The 20619-nt window shown below is 53.6% G+C and carries 20 protein-coding genes; 6 read left to right on the top strand and 14 right to left on the bottom strand.

Annotated features, from left to right (window positions below):
• Positions 1-35: 35 nt before the first annotated feature.
• The 8 genes from Q4606_RS06645 to Q4606_RS06610 form a co-directional block, all read right to left on the bottom strand.
• Positions 36-2498: a heavy metal translocating P-type ATPase gene (locus Q4606_RS06645; RefSeq protein ID WP_303607055.1), complete on the bottom strand. Its 2463-nt coding sequence runs from the start codon at positions 2496-2498 to the stop codon at positions 36-38.
• Positions 2495-3010, bottom strand: coding sequence for a FixH family protein (locus Q4606_RS06640; protein WP_303593238.1), 516 nt, complete (start codon positions 3008-3010; stop codon positions 2495-2497). The genes Q4606_RS06645 and Q4606_RS06640 overlap by 4 nt, the downstream gene beginning before the upstream one ends.
• Positions 3011-3057: 47 nt before the next feature.
• The gene (gene ccoG, locus Q4606_RS06635; protein WP_303593237.1) at positions 3058-4488 is read right to left on the bottom strand and encodes a cytochrome c oxidase accessory protein CcoG; all 1431 of its coding nucleotides are present in this window, start codon (positions 4486-4488) and stop codon (positions 3058-3060) included.
• A 136-nt stretch (positions 4489-4624) separates the two neighbouring features.
• Positions 4625-5515 carry a cytochrome-c oxidase, cbb3-type subunit III gene (gene ccoP, locus Q4606_RS06630; protein ID WP_303593236.1) on the bottom strand — a complete coding sequence of 297 codons (891 nt, stop codon included), beginning with the start codon at positions 5513-5515 and terminating at the stop codon, positions 4625-4627.
• Entirely contained in the window at positions 5512-5697 is a 186-nt protein-coding gene (locus Q4606_RS06625) for a cbb3-type cytochrome c oxidase subunit 3 (protein ID WP_216009183.1), read from the bottom strand. Before Q4606_RS06625 ends, ccoP begins: the two co-directional genes overlap by 4 nt.
• Before the next feature lie 4 nt (positions 5698-5701).
• Positions 5702-6310: a cytochrome-c oxidase, cbb3-type subunit II gene (gene ccoO, locus Q4606_RS06620; protein ID WP_216009182.1), complete on the bottom strand. Its 609-nt coding sequence runs from the start codon at positions 6308-6310 to the stop codon at positions 5702-5704.
• A gap of 14 nt (positions 6311-6324) precedes the next feature.
• A complete protein-coding gene (gene ccoN / locus Q4606_RS06615; RefSeq protein ID WP_303593234.1) occupies positions 6325-7755 on the bottom strand; it encodes a cytochrome-c oxidase, cbb3-type subunit I in 1431 nt (476 codons plus the stop codon).
• 326 nt (positions 7756-8081) lie between these two features.
• Positions 8082-8372 (bottom strand): antibiotic biosynthesis monooxygenase, encoded by a 291-nt coding sequence (locus tag Q4606_RS06610; protein ID WP_303593232.1) that lies wholly within the window; start codon positions 8370-8372, stop codon positions 8082-8084.
• 84 nt (positions 8373-8456) lie between these two features.
• Between Q4606_RS06610 and tusA the strand changes: the two genes are divergently transcribed.
• Complete coding sequence (tusA, locus tag Q4606_RS06605; protein ID WP_303593230.1) at positions 8457-8696, top strand: sulfurtransferase TusA; 240 nt, start codon at positions 8457-8459, stop codon at positions 8694-8696.
• Between the two features lie 26 nt (positions 8697-8722).
• Here tusA and dsbD read toward each other — a convergent pair whose 3' ends face one another.
• Entirely contained in the window at positions 8723-10597 is a 1875-nt protein-coding gene (gene dsbD / locus Q4606_RS06600) for a protein-disulfide reductase DsbD (RefSeq protein WP_303593229.1), read from the bottom strand.
• Between the two features lie 176 nt (positions 10598-10773).
• Here dsbD and Q4606_RS06595 point away from each other — a divergent pair, with 176 nt between their 5' ends.
• The 3 genes from Q4606_RS06595 to pdxB are packed head-to-tail and all read left to right on the top strand — an operon-like array spanning position 10774 to position 13820.
• The gene (locus tag Q4606_RS06595; RefSeq protein WP_303593228.1) at positions 10774-11355 is read left to right on the top strand and encodes an elongation factor P hydroxylase; all 582 of its coding nucleotides are present in this window, start codon (positions 10774-10776) and stop codon (positions 11353-11355) included.
• 6 nt (positions 11356-11361) lie between these two features.
• Positions 11362-12648 (top strand): DEAD/DEAH box helicase, encoded by a 1287-nt coding sequence (locus Q4606_RS06590; RefSeq protein WP_303593227.1) that lies wholly within the window; start codon positions 11362-11364, stop codon positions 12646-12648.
• A 17-nt stretch (positions 12649-12665) separates the two neighbouring features.
• On the top strand, positions 12666-13820 hold the full coding sequence (gene pdxB, locus Q4606_RS06585) for a 4-phosphoerythronate dehydrogenase PdxB (RefSeq protein ID WP_303593226.1): 1155 nt from the start codon (positions 12666-12668) through the stop codon (positions 13818-13820).
• 3 nt (positions 13821-13823) lie between these two features.
• Here pdxB and htpX read toward each other — a convergent pair whose 3' ends face one another.
• The 3 genes from htpX to Q4606_RS06570 all read right to left on the bottom strand — a co-directional run bounded on the left by htpX (position 13824) and on the right by Q4606_RS06570 (position 16510).
• A complete protein-coding gene (gene htpX, locus Q4606_RS06580) occupies positions 13824-14708 on the bottom strand; it encodes a protease HtpX (RefSeq protein ID WP_303593225.1) in 885 nt (294 codons plus the stop codon).
• An 89-nt stretch (positions 14709-14797) separates the two neighbouring features.
• Complete coding sequence (locus Q4606_RS06575; protein WP_303607054.1) at positions 14798-15268, bottom strand: hypothetical protein; 471 nt, start codon at positions 15266-15268, stop codon at positions 14798-14800.
• A 27-nt stretch (positions 15269-15295) separates the two neighbouring features.
• Positions 15296-16510 (bottom strand): pyridoxal phosphate-dependent aminotransferase, encoded by a 1215-nt coding sequence (locus Q4606_RS06570; protein WP_303607053.1) that lies wholly within the window; start codon positions 16508-16510, stop codon positions 15296-15298.
• Between the two features lie 271 nt (positions 16511-16781).
• Here Q4606_RS06570 and Q4606_RS06565 point away from each other — a divergent pair, with 271 nt between their 5' ends.
• Positions 16782-17273, top strand: coding sequence for a glutathione peroxidase (locus tag Q4606_RS06565; protein ID WP_303593219.1), 492 nt, complete (start codon positions 16782-16784; stop codon positions 17271-17273).
• A 3-nt stretch (positions 17274-17276) separates the two neighbouring features.
• Positions 17277-17738 carry a MarR family winged helix-turn-helix transcriptional regulator gene (locus Q4606_RS06560; protein ID WP_303593217.1) on the top strand — a complete coding sequence of 154 codons (462 nt, stop codon included), beginning with the start codon at positions 17277-17279 and terminating at the stop codon, positions 17736-17738.
• On the opposite strand, the gene Q4606_RS06555 is transcribed toward Q4606_RS06560, so the two are convergent.
• The gene (locus Q4606_RS06555; protein WP_303607052.1) at positions 17704-19740 is read right to left on the bottom strand and encodes an ATP-binding protein; all 2037 of its coding nucleotides are present in this window, start codon (positions 19738-19740) and stop codon (positions 17704-17706) included. The two genes, Q4606_RS06560 and Q4606_RS06555, sit on opposite strands and share 35 nt — an antisense overlap.
• A gap of 50 nt (positions 19741-19790) precedes the next feature.
• Positions 19791-20564, bottom strand: a complete 774-nt coding sequence (locus Q4606_RS06550; protein WP_303607051.1) for a hypothetical protein — start codon at positions 20562-20564, stop codon at positions 19791-19793.
• Between the last annotated feature and the right edge of the window lie 55 nt (positions 20565-20619).

The raw sequence follows: 20619 nt of genomic DNA, 5'->3' as shown, positions 1-20619 counted from the left end.
ATAAACCTCATAGTTAGGGACAGGAGTTTACGGTATCAGGGCGTTGCTTGTGCGCCAAATTTCGAATCTTCTTTCCGCAGTTTGCCGAGACTTTCGGAGCGGTTTTCTGTGCCGAGGCGTAACGCATTCAATACAACAATCAATGAGCTGAGTGACATACCAATTGCTGCCAGCCATGGCGGAACCAGGCCGGCGGCTGCCAGCGGAAGAGCGCAGACATTATATACCAGCGCCCATGTCATATTCTGACGGATAATTCGCCGTGTGCGGCGGCTGGTATTCAATGCTGCCACCAATTGCATCAACTGTCCGTTCAAAAGAACCGCATCCGCTTTTAGCTGAGTGAGATCCGCTGCGGTGCCCATGGCGACAGAAATGCCGGCTCCAGCCATGGAGGGGAGGTCGTTCAGGCCGTCTCCGACCATCATAACCTGACGCCCTTCGGATCTCAGCTTGTTAAGGACATCCAGTTTTTCCTCCGGCGAGGCCTGGCCGATCGCTTCGTTGATGCCCAACATGTCAGCAATCTGCCGGACATGGCCGGACCGGTCACCGCTCAGAAGAATCGTTCGAATGCCTGCGTCCTGTAAGGCTTTAATCGCTTGTGCGGCGTCTGTCCGCGGCTGGTCATCCAGGCGGAAACAGGCCAGCCACTCATCATCTGACGCCAGCCAGATTTCCATACCTGTATGCGCTTCAGACTCAGGTTCCGACGCGCTCATGTGTTGCGCTACGAAATCTCTGTGGCCAATAAAAAACGACTGGTCACCAGAGCGGCCCGAGAGACCGCCACCTAGGTGGTTGCTCACATGATCGATGCTCGCTGCCGGGCGGTTGTGGAACACCCTTGCAATCGGATGCTCTGAATGGCGCTCGAGGCCGGCTGCCAATCGCAAACAGGTATCTTTGTCCTTGCTGCCGACAACGTGGATATCAATGAGGCTCAGCTCGCCCCGGGTCAGGGTGCCGGTTTTATCGAAAACCACCGTATCGATAGTATTCATGGTCTCAAGCGCATGGCCCCGGGTGGGCAGAAACCCAAGACGCCGTAATTTCACGGTAGCCGAGGTTATAGCGGTAGGGGTTGCGAGAGAGAGCGCGCAGGGGCAGGTCACGACTAGAACCGAAAGTGTAATATCGAACGCATTGTCCGCTCCCGCAAGCCACCAGCCGAGCCATACGACGGGAGCAAGAATAAGCACCCGTCCGACAAACTTACCGGCAATGCGGTCGGCCATACGGGCGACGGGGGGCTTTTCAGATTGCACGCGATCCAGTATTCGCAAGATGCCCGAAAGGCGCGTCTGGGCTCCGGATTTTTCCACCTTAACATCCAATGGGTTTTCCCCATTGATGCTTCCGGCATGGACCCTGTCACCAGATACGCGGGTTTCCGGCAGGTACTCGCCGGTCAGTGCGGATTCGTTGAGAGTGGACTGCCCCCGAAGAATAACGCCATCTACTGGGAGAGTTTCGCCAGGCCTGATTCGAACTACGTCTCCTGGCTTTACCTGATGGGCTGGTATGATTTCAGTGTCTTCGCCGTTCACCCGCGTTGCAACGGTGGGGTGGAATCCTGCCAGCGCGTTGCCTGTGAGCCCCGCACGATATCTGGCCTGCACCTCAATATAGCGGCCGAGCAACAGAAAAAACGTGAACATACAAACGGATTCAAAATAGACCTCTTCACCGCCCATGACGGTGACCCAGGCACTGGCAAGGTAAGCGAGCCCAATTGCGATTGCTACAGGCACATCCATGGTCAGATGACGGGTTCTGATGTCGCGTTTTGCATTTTTGAAAAAAGGCGCAGCGCTGTATAACACAACCGGCGTGGCTACCAGCAGGCTGAACCAACGGAAAAACGACACAAACTCCGGCGACAGACCACTGATCAGTTCAAAGTAAAGAGGGAAAGCCAGCATCATGCTCTGGAAACTGCCAATACCGGCAATGGCCAGCCGGATCAACATAGATCGGTGTTCTGCTTTCAGCTGATCTTCAACTGCATCTGACTGATAGGGGCGGGCGGTGTAGCCGAGTTCGTGAATGGCGATCAGCAAATCACTCAGCGCAGCTTTATCCTGAGCCCATACGAGTCGCGCCCGCTGGGTTGTATGGTTTACAGAAAAGGAGAGCACGCCCGGTTGATTTTTCATATGGTTTTCCAGCAACCATATGCAGGCAGCGCAGGTAATGCCTCCGATCAAAAGCTGAGCTTCCTGCCCGCCTTTAACCGGAGCAACGAAGGCTTGCTGTACAAGGGGATGATCCAGCTCTCTGAGACGGTCCAGCTCGGAATCGGTCAGCTGACGGGGTGTGACAGCTGTTTCTGTGCGGAGCTGATAAAAGCCGGTCAAACCTTCGTTATAAATGGTTTGGCACACGGCCTTACAGCCCTGGCAGCAAAAAAAGCGGGTCTGGCCATCAATCTGGAGTGTAATCGGCGGCTCACCGCCTGCTGGTTCGCCGCAATGGAAGCAATCCAGGGGGGTCACCCTTGCGCGGAGCCTTTGGGACCCATATGAAGGTTGGCTTTGGCGGGCAGCCAGGCTTCACCTTTCAGGCGCCATTGATTGTCCGGTCCGCGGAGGTCGTAATACCATCGGCCATCAATATCTTGCAGCATGGTGCCAGTATAATGGCCGTTTCCGTCACTTCGGAACTGAATGGTTCGATCCTTTTGTGACAGCGTTGGATGAAACAGATTAAGCACCACATAGGGGAAATCCGCAGGCCCCTCCTGAGTGTTAACGTTCAACAGGATGCTGCGGTCCTCGAACACCATATCGGCGCTCAGACCCATGTCTTTGGCAGCCTGATCACGGGCTATTTCAAGGTTGATGCCCCGGCCTTCCTTTGAATAATCATCGGTAACCATCGTATCGTCCATGTTCGATGCCACGACCAGCATGAACATACTGAAGGTAATTGCCGATAGCGGCGCTATGGTCAGAAACCAGAACCAGGGCTGCCGATACCAGGGTGCTACAGGTACTTCTTGCTTCATAGTGCTCAGTCTCGTTTTTTACGGGTTTCCAACAGCGACCAAGTGGGTCACTGAGTTGGACCGACAAATCGACTTTCGGTTTCCAGCTTCAGTGAAGAATCCGTTTCAGACTGCGCATGGAAAATTATTTCGTTATTTGATTGTGGAATGGACTCCGGTGGTACGTCCACAACGGTTGGCAATGAACGGTTTTCGCCGCTGTCTACCGTTATCTGCACCTGCGTCAGAATGCGAATGCCATCCAGGCCCGCTACAGACAAAGTAAAGGTCTGCGGAACTTCTGACATGTTTGCAATTTTCAGGGTGTAGGAATTCTCAATACGTCCCTCGCCATTAAAATTGAAAAGTGCGCCGCGATCTCTCAGAGCGTCCATTTGCGCCGGTACACGGGTTGCGATCACAAATATGATCGCAGTGATCATGGCGGTCAGAACTGCACCATAACCAAATGTACGGGGCCGCAGAAGTTTCGAGGGCTTCCCTTCGAGCTCATTTTCGGTGGTGTAACGAATCAGCCCGCGAGGGTAGTCCATTTTGTCCATGATTTCGTCACAGGCATCAATACACAGGGCGCAACCGATGCACTCATACTGAAGGCCGTCACGGATATCGATACCTGTAGGGCACACATGCACGCATTGTCCACAATCAATGCAGTCACCAAGGCCAACTTCTTCTGGTTTGACCTCCTTCCGACGACCACCACGAGGCTCACCGCGGTTGGGGTCGTAGGACACGATGCGGGTGTTCGGATCGAACATGACGGATTGAAAGCGGGCATACGGGCACATGTACAGGCAAACCTGCTCACGCATCCATCCCGCATTCAGATAGGTGGCTACGGTGAAGAAAGTCACCCAAAAATAGGCCCAACCGTTTGCCTCGAACGTGAAAATGTCAGCGATCAGCTCACGAATCGGGTAGAAGTACCCGACAAATGTCAGCCCGGTCATGAGAGCAATGACCAGCCATATTGCATGTTTGGCTGATTTCTTGATCAGTTTTTCTTTGGAGTTAGGTGCTTTGTCCAGTTTCATGCGCTTGTTGCGACTGCCTTCGATGCGCTCTTCAACCCACATGAAAATGAATGTCCACACTGTTTGAGGACAGGTATAGCCACACCATACTCTGCCGAACAGGGTGGTGATAAAAAACAGGCCAAAGGCACAGATGATCAGCATGCCTGAAAGCAGGAAAAAGTCCTTGGGGTAGAAAGTAACCCCGTACAGATGGAATTCCCGGGCCGGCAAGTCGAAGTGAATCAGCGGGTTTCCGTCGAGCGTGAGCCAGACGAACAGAAAGTACATGCCCATGAGCAGTAGCAGGCTGATCGTACGGATACGCTGGAACAGGCCCGTAACTTCTTTGACGTAGATTTTCTTGCGACTGGCGTATAGCTCTACGGTTTCTTCTGGCTTCTTTTTGCCCGAGGGTTCCGAGGAGGGATCAACCTGTTTGACAGGGATTTCATTGCTCATGGGTATCTCCAGATGGAGTCTTAATTCCGGCGCAGGTGCCTTTTCAGGCTGGCTGGTGCTGATCTTTTCAAGCCTGTGCCCGCACGCAGACACAGGGTTGAACAGACCAAGCCGGGCTGGATGCCCGGCAGGAAAGTCAGTTGGAGAGGCTGTAAACGTACGCAGCCAGAATTTGAATCTGATCGCCGGACAGGCGACCACCTTGTGCAGGCATCTCGTTCTGGCGACCGTGTAGAACAGTCTCTTTGATCCACTCGTAATTGGAGCCATACAGCCAGACGTTGTCTGTCAGGTTAGGTGCGCCAAGCGCTGCCATTCCCTTGCCTTCCGGGCCGTGGCAAGCGACGCAACCCTGAGCAAATACAGCTTCACCGGCAGCAGCGGCATCGGCATCTTTTTCCCGACCACTGAAGCTGAGAACATAGTTGACCACCTGGTCTACCTGTTCGTTGGTCATATTAGGCATCACACCTTTAGCTGGCATATTGCCCATTCGACCATTATGCAGGGTTTCCAGAATAGCCTCGGGAGTGCCGCCCCACAGCCAGTCACCATCGGTCAGGTTGGGAAAGCCAACCTGGCCACGAGCGGCAGTGCCGTGGCAGACCGCACAGTTGTTTGCAAACAGGCGTTGGCCGATCTTCAGTGCCTCTTCGTCCTCTGCAAGCTCTGGTACCGGGGTTTGACCGTATTGGGCAAAGATCGGACCGTACTGCTCTTCAGCGTTGGCTACTTCTGCTTCCCACTGATTGGTTGATGTCCAGTTCAGGAGACCCTTGTAGTTGCCCAGGCCCGGATAGAGGGCGAGGTAGCCAAGGGCGAAGATGCAGGTAGCTACGAACAGATAGAACCACCATTTCGGCAGTGGATTATCATACTCTTCGATGCCGTCGAAGGAGTGACCCATAGTACGGTCGGTTTCCACATCGGTTGTCTGGCTCTTACGGGTTGCGAAGAGTAGCCAGGCACAACCAAAAACGGTACCGAGCACGATCACACTGATCCAGATGCTCCAGAAGGTACTCATTGTTTTTTCTCCGTTTTTTCCTGTTCAAGAGTACGCTTTTCCACTTCGTCATCATCGAATGGAAGGTGGGCAGCTTCTTCATTTGCCTTTTTACGATGGGCGCTGAACGCCCACCAGATGATGCCGATAAAAACCGCCATCACTAAAAGGGTATGCATGCCGCGTAACTCGTTAATGTCCATCAAATCACCGTTTTTCTGAAAGTACGGTGCCCAACTGCTGCAGGTATGCGACCAGGGCCTCGATTTCAAACGTGCCTTCCAGTTCACCTGCTGCCGCTGCGATCTGCTCGTCAGTGTAGGGCACACCCAGTGTTTGCAGTGTAGAAAGCTTGGCTGCAGTGCCTTTGTGATCTACTACATCTTCGAACAGCCACGGGAATGCAGGCATGTTGGACTCGGGGACCACGCTGCGCGGGTTATAAAGATGCTGACGTTGCCACGCATCCGAATAACGACCACCAACACGGGCCAGGTCTGGCCCCGTGCGCTTGGAACCCCACAGGAACGGGCGCTCGTAGACAAATTCGCCCGCAACGGAGTAGTGCCCGTAGCGCTCGGTTTCCGCGCGGAACGGACGGATCTGCTGGGTATGGCACACGTGACAGCCTTCGCGGATGTAGATGTCACGACCTTCGAGTTCCAGTGCCGACAGCGGCTCCAGGCCTTCGATGGGCTCGTTGACGCTCTTCAGGAAGAACAAAGGAACTACTTCGGCCAGAAAGCCACCACTGATGGTCAGGATGATAAATACAATCATCAGACCTAGATTCTTTTCTACAATTTCGTGTTTCATCTGGTCTCTCTCCGTTACGCCGCCTGAACTGCGGCGTTGTCCTGGGCAGCAGCTTCTTTCTGGCGCACGGTCATGTAGACGTTATAAGCCATGAACAGCATGCCGGCGAGGAAGATGACACCGCCAAGGAAGCGCACGAAGTAGCCCGGGTAGGATGCTTCAAGGCTTTCCACAAAGCTGTAGGTGAGGGTGCCGTCATCATTGACTGCGCGCCACATCAGGCCTTGCATGATGCCGTTGACCCACATTGCAACGATGTACAATACGGTGCCGACTGTCGCCAGCCAGAAGTGCACATTGACCAGGCTTGTGCTGTACATTTCCTTGAGGCCCCAAAGCTTGGGAATCAGGTGGTAAATTGCACCGATACTGATCATTGCAACCCAGCCCAGAGCGCCGGAATGCACGTGGCCAATGGTCCAGTCAGTGTTGTGAGACAGCGCGTTGACTGTCTTGATGGACATCATCGGGCCTTCAAAGGTGGACATGCCGTAGAACGACAGGGAAACCACGAGGAAACGCAGGATAGGGTCGGTGCGCAGTTTGTGCCACGCGCCAGAGAGGGTCATCATGCCGTTGATCATGCCACCCCAGGAAGGAGCAAGCAGGATCAGTGACATGACCATGCTGGCGGTCTGGGCCCAGTCAGGAAGAGCAGAGTAGTGCAGGTGGTGACCACCGGCCCATACGTACGTGGCGATCAGTGCCCAGAAGTGAACAATTGACAAGCGGTACGAGTAAACCGGGCGTCCGGCCTGCTTGGGAACGAAGTAGTACATCATGCCCAGGAAGCCTGCAGTGAGGAAGAAGCCTACGGCGTTATGGCCGTACCACCACTGCATCATTGCGTCGGTTACACCGGCATAAGCGGAGTAAGACTTGAATGCACTGACTGGCAACGCCAGGTTGTTACCAATATGCAGTACTGCAATGGTAATGATGAACGCGCCGTAAAACCAATTGGCCACATAAATGTGTGGAGTGCTGCGTTTGGTAATGGTGCCGAAGAACACCAGAGCATAGGTAACCCAGACCACGGCAATGGCAATATCAATCGGCCACTCCAGTTCTGCGTATTCTTTGGTGCTGGTTAAACCCATTGGCAGGGTAATTGCCGCAGACACGATGATCGCGGTCCAGCCCCAGAAGGTAAAGGCTGCAAGTTTGTCAGAAATCAGGCGTGTCTGGCAGGTGCGCTGAACCACATAATATGATGTCGCAAACAGGGCACTACCACCAAAGCCGAATATGACGGCGTTGGTATGCAACGGTCTTAGACGACCGAAATGGGTAAACGGCAGATCGAGGTTGAGGGATGGCCAAACCAGTTGTGCTGCAATCAACACGCCCAGCGCCATGCCAACAATACCCCATACCACTGTCATGATGGCGAATTGTCTCACCACCTTGTAGTTATATGTCAGGTTCGGATTTTGTGTGCTCATAGCCTTACCAATGGGTTCAGAGTGGGGAATTATGCGGGCGCAAGTATGGAGAAACCATTAGCTGTTTGCAATGACGCGGATCAACTCCTGACATTCATCAAATGCGCCCGAATCAGTAGCATGGCGTTGTTTTGGAACGCTCTGCAAGCTGAGGCTCTATGATAGCGCCGGAGGAGTTCAAGTTGAACTTTGTAAAATTGATTAAGAGCAAAGACGCTCCCCTTTATAGGGAGAAATTGCTTTATTTTTAGGCAGTAACGGCTTGATTTTGCCACGGGCTTTAGTTTCGTAGAGAGCATGGCCGGCCCGGTCTGTGCTTATTCTGGTCAGACACCGCTTTGTTCTAGTACCGTTATGGTTTCATCCTTGTCCATCATCGGCACCAGTTCTGCCATCAGATTGCGACGATCAGCAGACTGGTACCAGCGGGTCCAGTCGGCCTCAGAGCGCCAGTTGGCAAGAGTGATGCGATGATTGGCATCGTGGCTGTCAACCAGTGTTTCGCCGGAAATAAATCCCGGGGCGGCCACTGCTCGTTGCAGAACCCTGCGGGAGCGTTCCTCGTAAGCAGTCTCAAGTGATTCCGCTATATGTCGTTCAATCAGAACCCGGATCATGTGAACCTCCAGCTGTTTTAATGGTATAAACAGTAATTTAGCACGTATTTTTGAAAATACAGACTGAATAGAAGGAGGGGGTTTGTGAGCGCTGTGGAATATGACGCCGAGCTGGATGCGTGTGGGTTGTTTTGCCCGGAGCCTGTGATGATGCTTCATAATCGCATCAAGGACGTGGCGCCGGGGGGGGTCCTGAGAGTTACTGCAACAGATCCTTCAACGACTCGGGATGTGCCGAGATTCTGCCAGTTCCTGGGGCATGAATTGGTAAGTCACACGGAGCAGGGTGAGCGCTTTATTTATTACATACGTCGTGGCGCCTGAATCGATTTCCCCGGCGGCGTAAGTGCTCAGGTGGCAGGGCTGAGGCCGTTGATGTGGTTCAGGAACTGATCCCTGTCCATCTCTCCCAAAACCCGCTGTTGAGTCATTTCTGTACCAGTGGTGTCGTAAAACAGAATGGCTGGTGGCCCGAACAACCCCATGCTATCCAGCATTGCCTGCTGGGCTGGCGTGTTGTCTGTCATATCAATCTGCAGCAGTGTGAACGAGCTGAGCGCGCGAACGACACTGGCATCACTGAATACGTTGCGCTCCATGACTTTGCAGGAAATGCACCAGTCAGCATAGAAGTCAAGTACCACTGGCCGGCCATCTTGTCTGGCCTGTAACAACATGGCCTCGATTTCGGCAGGATTTTCTACCCGGGTAAAATCAGCGTGGCTGGTGTCGGATGTGATAGCCGAGCCTGATGGCATGATCGTGCCGGTTTTGGCTATGAATGGGTCCAGCGGGGCCAGTGGGTCATTGGCACCACCAATTGCCCCTGCCAGCAGGGCGAGACCATAGGCAAACAAGATCAGGCCGAGGCCTTTCCGGGTACGTTCCCAGCCGGCCTTGGCTGCGTCGAAGGCGCCCAGTTGAACGCCGGTTATGGCTAGCAGTCCGCCCCAGAGTGTCAGCCCCAGCCAGCCCGGAACCAGGCGCTCAATCAACCAGATGGCAACGGCAATCAGCATAACGCCATAGAAATGCTTGACGGTGGTCATCCAGTGCCCTGTCTTTGGCAGAAGAGTCCGCCCACCTACAGCCACCAGAATAAGCGGGATGCCCATGCCGAGCCCAAGAGATAAAAGCGCAATGCCGCCAATCACGGCATCCTGCGTTGTGGAGATATAAAGCAGGCTGCCAGCAAGCGGTGCTGATACGCAGGGCGATACGATCAGCGCGGAGAGGGCACCAATGCCGAAAATGCTGACAACCCGGCCGCCGGTTAGTCGTTGGCTTGCGTCATTCAGAGGCTGGCTGATAAAGCGAGGGAGCTGAATTTCGAACAGGTCGAACATGGACAGTGCGAACACCACAAACATTAACGCGAAAACGCCGAGTACCCAGGGTGACTGAAGTTGAGCCTGCAGATTGAAGCTCGCGCCGAGAAGTCCGGTCAGTACGCCGGCTCCTGCATAGGTCAGAGCCATTCCCAGTACATAGCTGCCTGAAAGTAACAGGGCATGCCCGGTTGTTCGCGTGTTCTGCCCGGACACCAGTGATGAAATGATCGGCACCATCGGCAGGACGCAGGGTGTGAACGTCAGCCCCAGGCCCAGCAGGAAGAAAACACCGGCAATCATTAAGGTCGACTGCTCTGAAAGAAAGCCTGCAAGCCCGGTTGCAGAGTTGGTGTCTGTTTGGGGCGCAGTGTTGCTCTGCTCCGTTTGCTGCGAGCCAGTGCCGGAATCCTGGCTCTGGTAAAAGAGTACTTCGCGGGTTTGGGGCGGGTAGCAGAGGCCCGCTTTGGCGCAGCCCTGGTATGTGACTTCGAACCGGGCTTCGCGAATATTGTCAGGCAGCGTTACCGGAACCCTGGCTGTGACAGGGTCAAAGAAAACGGTGGTTTTGCCAAAATAATCGTCTTCAGTTTCGGTTCCCTGGCTTGAGAACTCCATAGCGCCAGTACCGACGCGATCATCCAGCGCTTTGATGCTGATACGATCCTGGTAAAGATAGTGCTCGGGTGTTATGTCCCAGGACAGTACAACAGCATTGCCGTCGGTGGTGTGGCTGAATGGCAGAGCCTCATCTACCGGGAGAAACTGACTGCCCTGTCCACCGAAAAGGGAGCTGTTGTTGCCAAAAGCCCAGGATGTATTTGCCGCTGCAAGCAGAAGTACCAGTAGAAGGTAAAGGCTGAATGGTCGCGAGAGACGGTGGATACTGCTGGACATGGTGGGTAGAGCTCTCATGGAATGCACGGTTTCCCGGTTTGGTCTTGTCGAAAAGAACAGACGGCGATATTGGGCAAGCGGTCTGTCCGGTCATGTTCAGGAAGCCAGTGGACACGGTAGCCCAGCGAAAGTTCCCTCTGGCAATAGGCGCGTTAAAGTCGCACAATAGCTTCCCAATGAATCACAGTACAAACGATCTTATCATGCTGTTTAATGACCTGTTCCGGGAAGATTTCCGGACAACTCTGGTCAGGGGCGGCGAAGAACCCGAATACTTGCCTGCAGGCAGTGCCACAGAACTGGCGCAGGTTGTTTTTGCTCATGGCTATTATGCCAGTGCTTTGCATGAAATAAGTCATTGGTGTATTGCAGGTGAGCACAGGCGCACACTTCACGATTATGGTTACTGGTACTGTCCGGACGGCCGGACACCCACGGAGCAGCGATATTTCGAGCAGGTAGAGATAAAGCCACAGGCTATCGAGTGGCTTTTTTCAGTAGCCGCAGGCTCGTGCTTTCACATCAGCGTGGATAATCTGTCCGGAGAAGGTGCGGCTGATGAAAGCAGCTTCCGGCGTGAAGTGCTTGCTCAGGCAGAAGACTATCTGATCAAAGGTCTTCCTGAGCGTGCGCAGTCCTTTTTTGATACGCTGAAATCGTTTTATGGAACCGGTGATACCTTCAAGGCTGCCTGGCATGATGATGTGGGGCGTGTGGTTCCTTTTTATTCCGCAAAAGAACATTACGAGGCAAACTGAGACTCCATGACATCTGACCCAAAGCACACCGGCGATCTGAGATTCAGCGACCTGAATCTGGACAAGCGCCTCCTGGACGCCATTGCTGCCATAGGTTTCGAATACTGCACACCGATACAGGCAGAAACTCTGCCTTGGACGCTGGCGTGTGAAGACCTGATTGGTCAGGCCCAGACCGGGACCGGTAAAACGGCAGCGTTTCTCATTACTGCTATTCAGAGCCTTCTGGAGACGCCGATACCCGAAAGCGACCGTTTTGCTTCTGAGCCCCGGGTGCTTGCGCTGGCGCCGACCCGAGAGCTTGCCATGCAGATCGCCAAAGACGCCGAGGCTCTGTGCAAGCATACCGGTCACAAAGTAGTCACGGTTGTTGGTGGCATGCACTACGATAAGCAACGCGAGCAACTGCACAACGGCATTGTGGATATTCTTGTTGCCACACCTGGCCGACTGATCGACTTCCTTGGTTCGCAGGATGTGTTTCTTGACCAGCTCGACATCCTGATCCTTGATGAAGCGGACCGGATGCTCGATATGGGGTTCATCCCTGATGTGAAGCGCATTATCCGTAAATGCACCCCGAAGGATGAGCGTCAGACGTTGCTGTTCAGCGCGACGTTCAACCAGGACGTTCTGAATCTCGCATCCATGTGGACGAGTAACGCCGAGTTTGTGGAAATCGAGCCGGAGCAGAAAACGGCTGAGCGGGTCGAACAAACGGTTTACATGGTGGGTGACGACGAGAAACTACCTGTGCTGGTGAATTATCTTAAACGGCCGGAAGTAGAAAAGGCATTGGTATTTGCCAATCGAAGGGATCAATGCCGAGATCTTGAAGAGGATCTGCGCAATCAGGGCGTTAAAGTAGCCCTGATGTCCGGTGAGATCGCCCAGGCCAAACGCCTGAAAACCCTGGATCAGTTCAAAGCAGGCAGTATACAGGTGCTGGTGGCTACGGATGTTGCCGGGCGTGGTATTCATGTGGATGGCGTTACCCACGTTTTTAATTATAACCTGCCAGATAGTGCTGAAGATTATGTACATCGCATAGGGCGTACGGGCAGGGCAGGAAAAACCGGTGTATCTGTCAGCTTTGCGGGCGAGGACGATTCATTTGGCCTTCCGGCTATTGAGAAGTACATTGGCCAGAAGCTCAAAACAACCGTTCCGGAAGAAGAGTTGATGGCCGAAATGGATAATCCGCCGATTACCCGCAAGCGCGGCCGCCGCCCCTCTCAGGGGCAGGGCGGACGAGGGCCTGGTGGACGCAGCCCTAGGCCACGCAGGAACTGATTCGACGGGAATTTACTATGTTGATCGTCGCAGATGAGAATATTCCGCTGCTAGAAGCTTTTTTTGGTGATATCGGTGACGTTCGTCGTGTCTCCGGCCGGACCATGAGCGCTGAGGACGTCCGCGACGCCGATATGCTTTTGGTGCGCTCTGTCACCCGCGTGAACCGGGCACTACTTGAAGGCAGTGCTGTGCGCTTTGTCGGAACCACGACGATCGGAACTGACCATGTTGATCTGGACTGGCTTGAGCAAAATGGCATCCGTTTTTCAGCGGCTCCTGGTTGCAATGCCAACAGCGTTGCCGAATACGTGCTTTCAGTTTTGTCTCTTTATGCAGAGCGTTGTGGTCTGGAAGACTGGTCGCGGCTCTCGGTAGGTATTGTCGGGGTCGGGAATGTGGGTGGTGAGTTGGCAGACAAGCTCAACCGACTCGGTTTCAGCATCAAGCTCTGTGATCCTCCACGCGCTGAACGTGAACCGGAAGGTGAGCATTCCTTTGTCGATCTCGCTGAGGCGCTCGCGTGTGATGTGGTTTCAGTGCATACCCCTCTGACCCGTGACTCTGCTCATCCCACGTACCACATGATTGGTGAACAGGAGCTTGCCGGGCTCACGTCTGCACAATTGTTGATCAATGCCGGGCGAGGTGAAGTTATCGACACTGGGGCACTGTGCGAAAGGCTGGGGCAGGCCAAGGCTCCTGTGCTGGCTCTCGATGTCTGGGAAAATGAGCCGCAGATAAACCCGGAATTGGTAGACAAAGTATGGCTGGCTACGCCTCATATCGCGGGTTATAGCCTTGAGGGCAAGGTTCAGGGAACGGAAATGATATATCAGGCGATGAGCAGGTTTCTTGGGCTGCCGACGCGTAAGCAGGCAGGCCAGTTTCTGCCGGAGCCTGCCCTCAGTAAAGTTTCGTTTACCAGAGCGGCTGAAGAGTGTGCAGCTATCCGGATAGCGTTGCGGGCCTGCTATGACCCGCGACAGGACGATGCGCGTCTGAGGCACATCATGAAAGCGCCGGAAGATGAGCGTGGTGCCGAGTTTGACCGTCTGCGGCGCGATTATCCGGTTCGCCGGGAATGTTCCAGTCTGAAAGTGCAGCTCAAAGGTTCCAGCAAATCCTTGCAGGACAGCTTCCGTGCCATCGGCTTCAAGTTGAAAATCTGAGAACTACGCAAGGTTCGCTTGCTGCAGTGCTGCAATTCTCTCGTCAAGAGGTGGGTGCGTCATGAACAATGCGCCCAGACCACTGCGTGCTCCCCGATTGATGCCAAAAGCCTGGAGGCTATCGGGCATTTGATCCGGTACTTCGCTTTCCTGTTTCAGGCGTACGAGAGCGCTGATCATGGAGGCGCGTCCTGCCAGTTGGGCGCCAGCGATATCCGCGCGGTATTCACGCCTGCGGGAGAACCAGAATACGATGGTGCTGGCGAGGATGCCCAATACCACTTCCGCCACCATGCTGACCACGAAAAACCCGATGCCGTGGCCGTTGTTATTCTTGAATACCACTCGGTCGACGAAAGAGCCAATTACCCGTGATGCAAAGATCACGAAGGTATTCACAACTCCCTGAATCAATGCAAGTGTCACCATGTCTCCGTTGGCAACGTGGCCGATTTCATGCCCCAGGACTGCCCGGATCTCTTCTTTGCTGAACCTTTGCAGTAGTCCCTCACTGACGGCAACCAGGGCTTTGTTCTTGTTCCATCCCGTCGCAAAAGCGTTGGATTGGCTTGCCGGGAATATGGCCACCTCTGGCATCCCAATACCTGCGTTTTTTGACATTTCCGCGACAGTTTGCACTAGCCAGCGTTCGGCAGGGGTGCGGGGAGTGTCAATTACGCGAGCTTTGGTGCTCCACTTGGCGAGAGGTTTTGATATAAGCAGGGAAATAATGGCACCTGCGAAACCGAATACAGCCGCAAACGCCAATAGGGAGCCGTATTGAATACCATTCTGGGCGAGGTAGCTGTCTACGCCCAGAAGCTTCAAGGTAAAACTGGCGACAAGAATAACCGCAAGGTTGGTAGCCAGAAATAACAGAATGCGCATGGTGTTTTCCTGATATGTTCGATATGAAAGCCGGGTCTCAGACAGCTAGATAGGGTCCGGGTTCAGCGCTTCAACGATATTACAGTGATTTAATGGCTGGGTCTGTCTGCAAAGAGTGTCGCACGCAGGGCGTGGCCAATACGTACAGAATGGCGACTTTTCAAGGCCGTACGCACCAAATGGATGTGACTGGAAAGATCCTCTCGCAAAGAAGGCGGTAACGGCGTTTCTGTGTCGTCTTCTGGTCCTTTGAGCTCCTCCACGAGAGCCTCCGGTGCCGGGGAGCTCAAACGAATGAACGCCTCTTTCGAGAGAACGGCCTGGTCGAGGGCTTCTTGGCGAATGGTATCGACGTAGCGAAGAAACCCCTCCTCGGCCAACCATAGCAGAGCACCAAAACAGGCCATATGTCGTTTGCTGTGCAAACCGAACTCATCCGGTTCATCAGGGCCTGCAATATCTTCTACAAACAGGTTCACCCTTCTGGGGAAGGCGCTATATAGCTGAGTCAGTGCTATGGCTGCGTCTTTATAGAACTCTTCAACGTGGATGTCAGCCATGTGTAGTTTCCTTTGCCGCCATTGTCTTTATTGATTGTATTTGGAGAGGAAGTTACCTAGCCGACCCATTGCATCTTCCAGCGTGTCCTTGCGCGGAAGGAACACAACACGCAGATGCTGTTTATCGTCCACATTGAAGGCAGAGCCCTGAACGAGCAGAATTTTCTCCTGAAGCAAGAGATCGAGGACCAGTTTTTCATCGTTCGCAATCGGAAACTTTTTTGGATCCAGCTTCGGAAATAGATACAGGGCGCCCTGAGGCTTGACGCAGCTTACCCCCGGGATGTCATTGAGCATTCGCCAGGCGGTATCGCGCTGCTCGAAAAGTCTGCCGCCGGGTGCCACCAGATCATCTATTGACTGGTAGCCGCCCAGGGCTGTCTGTATGGCGAGCTGCGCAGGTACGTTTGCGCACAGGCGCATGTTTGAAAGCATGTCGATACCTTCAATCAGATCTGTGGCCAGGTGTTTGGCGCCACTAACGATCATCCAGCCCGAACGATAGCCGGCTGCACGGTAATTCTTGGAAAGCCCGTTATAGGTGAAGAACAGAACGTCATCAGCCAGGGAGGCTGTTGGGATGTGCTGTGTGCCGTCATAGAGAATCTTGTCGTAAATCTCGTCAGAGAGCACGATCAGGTTGTGCTTGCGTGCCAGTTCAATGACCTGTTCCAGTAGTTCCTGGCTGTATACGGCCCCCGTGGGATTGTTGGGGTTGATCAGCACAATGGCACGGGTACGGCGGGTTATCTTTTTACGGATATCATCTATATCGGGAAACCAGTTCTGTTCTTCATCGCAGTGGTAGTGCACGGGCTTGCCGCTCGAAAGCGTGACAGCTGCTGTCCAGAGCGGGTAGTCCGGCGCAGGAATGAGAACCTCGTCCCCGGTATTGAGCATGGCCTGCATGGTCATCACGATCAATTCACTGACGCCGTTGCCGAGAAAAATATCATCAATATCGACTTTATCGATACCTCTTTGCTGGCAGTAGTGCATAACGGCCTTGCGGGCCGAAAACAGCCCTTTTGACTCAACATATCCCTGTGCCTGGTGCATGTTGTATATGACGTCCTGCTGGATCTCTTCGGGAACGTTCAGGTCAAAAACGGCGGGGTTTCCAATGTTGAGCTTGAGTACCCGGTGGCCTTCCTCTTCCAGGCGGCGCGCCTCTCGCATTACTACGCCACGTATTTCATAACACACGTTATCCAGCTTGGCGGATTTGTAGTAGTTCTGCATAAGACCCGGGCTTCCTCAGTCGGTAAACGTAAAACAGGCGCCTGCGATTCAGGCAAACCACTATTCTAGCGGAGGCAGGGCCAACGGCAACAGAGGAATTGTGATCAATTATGGCGAGGTAGCTCTATATTCCATAAATTAATACTCGACAAAACAATTGCATGTGCCGATAGTCGTGTACACTCTCTGGGTAGGTTGTGCACAATTTAAGTGTGTGAGCCTAAAATCCTGCCTGTTGCGGGCATGTATTGAATTTTTGTAGGAGAAGCCTATGGCTGGTAACTCGGTTTATGATTTTACGGTTCGAGACATCAAGGGCAACGAGAAGAAGATGGCCGACTATCAGGGCAAGGTGCTGCTGGTCGTGAATACAGCCAGCAAATGCGGCTTTACGCCTCAGTTTGAGGGTCTTCAGTCGTTGCATGCAGAGCTCGGGGAGCGAGGCTTTGAGGTTCTGGGGTTCCCCTGTAACCAGTTCATGAATCAGGACCCTGCTGACGAGGATGCCATCAGCCAGTTTTGCAGTCTGAACTACGGTGTGGATTTTCCTATGTTCTCAAAGGTCGATGTCAACGGAGAAAGTGCACATCCTCTGTTCAAGTTTCTGAAGGCAGAGGCGAAAGGGCTTATGGGGTCAGAGAAGGTAAAGTGGAATTTCACCAAATTCCTGATCGGACGCGATGGCACGGTAGTGCGTCGGTATCCACCAACGACCAAGCCTGAAAGCATCAAGGCAGATATTGAAAAGCTGCTAGTGAGCTGACTTGTGGACGACATCCTCGCACTGGATAACCAGATCTGTTTCAGTCTGTACGCGGCCAACCGGGCGATTACGTCTCGCTATCGCCCATTGCTTGCAGAGCTGGATCTGACCTACCCGCAGTACCTTGTCATGCTTGTTCTCTGGGAGCGAGCCCGAGCAGGTCAGGTAACGCGGGTTTCTGACCTTGGAGCGCGCCTGCGGCTGGATTCGGGTACGCTTACTCCTCTGCTGAAACGCCTGGCTTTGCGAGGGCTTATCCTCAGGGAGCGCAGTGTCGATGACGAACGTGTGGTGACCATATCATTGACCGGGCAGGGCGTTGACCTGAGGGCTCATGCTGCACAGGTGCCACAGAAGCTACTCTGTGGTCTGGACGTTGCGCCCGAACGGTTGCTGGCGCTGAGGGATGAGCTTAATGCAGTGCTAAGGGCTATTGAGGCTCAGGAGGCGGTGCCCAGCGCATAATGACGGCGTTCAGTTGGCTACGGTTATATGGCTTTGTAATATAGTCGTTCATCCCGCAGGCAAGACAGTCATCCCTGTCGCCTTGCATTACATTGGCGGTAACGGCTATCACAGGCAGGGCACGCCACTCCAGTTTTTTGCGAATCTCTCGCGTTGTTTCAAAGCCGTCCATTACCGGCATCTGGCAGTCCATAAGCACCAGATCGTAGTGTTGTTGCTCCAGAGCCTCAATCGCCAACTGACCGTTATCGGCTACGTCAGCACGATGCCCCATTTTCTTCAGCAAAGTGCTTGCCACCATCTGGTTCACTTCGTTGTCTTCGACTACCAGTATTTTTAGCGAATGCTGGGGTGGTTCTGCTGATGTTTCTGTGCTGCCATGAAGTTCAGCCAGTCCGGAAAGCCGCAGGTAGTTTGGTTGAAAATCCTCTTGAGACCCTCCGGCGGACAAATTGCTGTAGACCGGCAAGGGCAGAGTGACGGTGAACCGGGTTCCCTCGTGTTCCTTTGACTCCACATCTATTTCACCATGCATACGCTCAATGAGCTGGCGGCACAGCGTCAGGCCCAATCCGGTGCCTCCGTATAGCCGTGTGGTTTGCGTATCGGCCTGGGTAAAAGGAGAAAATATCCGGCGAAGGCCTTCTTTGCTCATACCTATGCCGGTATCGCTCACATCGAGGGTCAGCACACCTGCTGAATAGCGAGCGTTGATGCTCACACTTCCCGAATCGGTAAACTTGATGGAGTTGCTCAGCAGGTTGTTCAGTATCTGACGAATACGGGTCGGGTCGCCGAGAAAACTAAGCGGAAAGCCCGGTTCTGTTTCTGCAATCAGATCGATTCCTTTCTTGCGTGCTTGCTGGGTATGCAGCATGGCGCACTCTTCAATCAGACCATGCATATCAAAGGGAATGTTCTCCAGCTTGAGCTTTCCAGCCTCAACTTTGGAGATGTCCAGAATGTCGTTGAGTATTCCGAGCAGGCTTTCACCGGCAGAGAGTGCGATCTGCAGGCGGTGGCGCTTGGCGGAGTCCTGTTCGCTCTCCAGAATAAGCCCCAGCATGCCAAGTACGCCGTTCAATGGTGTGCGTATTTCGTGGCTCATGCTGGCCAGAAAGTTGGCCCGGGCCCTGGCTCTGCGCATGGCGTCTTCTTTGGCTTTTACCAGAGCCCGGTTGCCCCGTTGCAGAGCCTGGTTTTTCTCCGATATTTCCCGTGTTCGACTTTCGACTTCATGCTCCAGTTCGCTGGAGTAGTTTTTCATGGCCGTTTCCGCTACACGGAGTTGGGCCAGAGTGAAATCTACGGTTTCGAGATGCTGATTGATGATCTCAACCATTGTTCCGATCTCGTCCTGCTTATGGCCGGCAGGAATCGGCAAGCGGATTTTTTCCGGGGATCTGGCTTTGACCTCGTTCAATGCACCTATAACGCTGAGCATTGGTCGGGTAAGGATCAGGTAGAAAATACCCAGTAGCGAAGCGGAAAGAATGAGGCTTTTCAAGAGCCCGCTGACCACAGTGTAAGTCGCTCGTTGCAGGAACTGCAGGCCATAATGGAAAGTGTCAATCGTCACCACAAGCTGACCCAGAGGTAGGTTGTTTAGCTGAGAGACACGAAGTTCCCGGCTGAAGACCCTGCTTGAGCCCAACAGTTTGTCGCTGATCCAGCGATAGGGCGAATCCGGACTGCTCTTGCTGGCCGCTGCCATAGTGCTGTTTTCACTATCGACAATTCTGGCGTCGATGGTGGCCGGGTGCCGGAGAAGGCCGTCGAGCAGCTCTTCAGCGAGGCGTACATCAATGTTGTAGGCAATCTGGGAGGCCGGACTGTGGCTGATTTCAATCAGCGCCTGGATGTCTTCTTCCATGGATTCGCGGGCGCTAAAATAGTCCAGGGTGATCTGTATGACGTTGAGCACCAGCCCTAAAAGCATTGCGATCAGCACGGTGTCGCGGGTGAGCCGGTAGGAAAGCCGGTGTCTGAAGCCTCTGGTCACTGGTGTTACTGTCCCTGTTTGCGGGTAGCTGATCTGCCGGACTTACGAATTCAGTCGTCGTAGTCGGCTTTTTTCTTCCAGTCTTGCTCGTGAAGAAAGCTGTCCCACTGTTTGTCCATGTTTGACTGGGGTTCTACGGATGCGCTGGTGTCGCCACCTGCGCTCGCCGCTTCCAGTTCTTTTATCCGGGTGCGGAAACTCTTGACGGCTCTCATGGCAAGTGGGTTGTCCCGGGACTTACCCATTTCGGTGCTGGCAAGATGGTAGGAGTGTATGGCTTTTCGTATCTGATTCTGGCGAATCTGGTCGCGGGCCTGAAAAACGTGAAGGTCTGCGTGCGTTTTATGGACCAGAAACAGTACATGCTTCAGATTTTTCTTGGCAGTTGCACCGTCTATCCGGCCACCTTTGTGCATGGCTTCGATCATCTTGAACAGATTTTGCAGTAGCTCTTTGACGTATGCGGATTTTTCCGGAGAGTCGATCCTTACCGGCGGTACTTCATCCCGGTTTTCCTTAATCAGGATTTTCCTCTGTGTTATCGCTTCGCGCCATTGCTCGGTCGGAAGCCCGGATTTAAGCGCCGCAAGTTCATTGCAGACATCTTCCATACGCTTGAGCAGTAACAGCTTGAGATCTGATGTGAGATATTGCCCTGGCAACTCAGAGAGCAGTCGGTTGCATCTTTTGTAGCTGTCCTCAAGCGCCGTTGTTTTTCGAATACGCTCGATCCTGGCTTTCTCGCGCATTTGACTGATCACAAGAACGATGATCGAAATCACAACGATGGCCGACAGGACAAGGACAATGGTTATGGCATTCATGTTTGGGTAATGCTCCGGCTTTTAGGCGAGTCATGCCTGGTTCAGGGCTCCGACC

Source organism: Marinobacter sp. 1_MG-2023, assembly GCF_030549045.1.
Classification (GTDB): Bacteria; Pseudomonadota; Gammaproteobacteria; order Pseudomonadales; family Oleiphilaceae; genus Marinobacter.
Note: the sequence above shows the minus strand (reverse complement) of the source record. Positions and strands in the feature narration are given on the sequence as shown.

What these genes read in the sequence shown, in the direction of transcription:
- Q4606_RS06640 (WP_303593238.1), bottom strand. Translation starts at nt 3,010, where the DNA reads ATGAAGCAAGAAGTACCTGTAGCACCCTGGTATCGGCAGCCCTGGTTC.
- ccoG (WP_303593237.1), bottom strand. Translation starts at nt 4,488, where the DNA reads ATGAGCAATGAAATCCCTGTCAAACAGGTTGATCCCTCCTCGGAACCC.
- ccoP (WP_303593236.1), bottom strand. Translation starts at nt 5,515, where the DNA reads ATGAGTACCTTCTGGAGCATCTGGATCAGTGTGATCGTGCTCGGTACC.
- Q4606_RS06625 (WP_216009183.1), bottom strand. Translation starts at nt 5,697, where the DNA reads ATGGACATTAACGAGTTACGCGGCATGCATACCCTTTTAGTGATGGCG.
- ccoO (WP_216009182.1), bottom strand. Translation starts at nt 6,310, where the DNA reads ATGAAACACGAAATTGTAGAAAAGAATCTAGGTCTGATGATTGTATTT.
- ccoN (WP_303593234.1), bottom strand. Translation starts at nt 7,755, where the DNA reads ATGAGCACACAAAATCCGAACCTGACATATAACTACAAGGTGGTGAGA.
- Q4606_RS06610 (WP_303593232.1), bottom strand. Translation starts at nt 8,372, where the DNA reads ATGATCCGGGTTCTGATTGAACGACATATAGCGGAATCACTTGAGACT.
- dsbD (WP_303593229.1), bottom strand. Translation starts at nt 10,597, where the DNA reads ATGTCCAGCAGTATCCACCGTCTCTCGCGACCATTCAGCCTTTACCTT.
- Q4606_RS06595 (WP_303593228.1), top strand. Translation starts at nt 10,774, where the DNA reads ATGAATCACAGTACAAACGATCTTATCATGCTGTTTAATGACCTGTTC.
- Q4606_RS06590 (WP_303593227.1), top strand. Translation starts at nt 11,362, where the DNA reads ATGACATCTGACCCAAAGCACACCGGCGATCTGAGATTCAGCGACCTG.
- pdxB (WP_303593226.1), top strand. Translation starts at nt 12,666, where the DNA reads ATGTTGATCGTCGCAGATGAGAATATTCCGCTGCTAGAAGCTTTTTTT.
- htpX (WP_303593225.1), bottom strand. Translation starts at nt 14,708, where the DNA reads ATGCGCATTCTGTTATTTCTGGCTACCAACCTTGCGGTTATTCTTGTC.
- Q4606_RS06575 (WP_303607054.1), bottom strand. Translation starts at nt 15,268, where the DNA reads ATGGCTGACATCCACGTTGAAGAGTTCTATAAAGACGCAGCCATAGCA.
- Q4606_RS06570 (WP_303607053.1), bottom strand. Translation starts at nt 16,510, where the DNA reads ATGCAGAACTACTACAAATCCGCCAAGCTGGATAACGTGTGTTATGAA.
- Q4606_RS06565 (WP_303593219.1), top strand. Translation starts at nt 16,782, where the DNA reads ATGGCTGGTAACTCGGTTTATGATTTTACGGTTCGAGACATCAAGGGC.
- Q4606_RS06550 (WP_303607051.1), bottom strand. Translation starts at nt 20,564, where the DNA reads ATGAATGCCATAACCATTGTCCTTGTCCTGTCGGCCATCGTTGTGATT.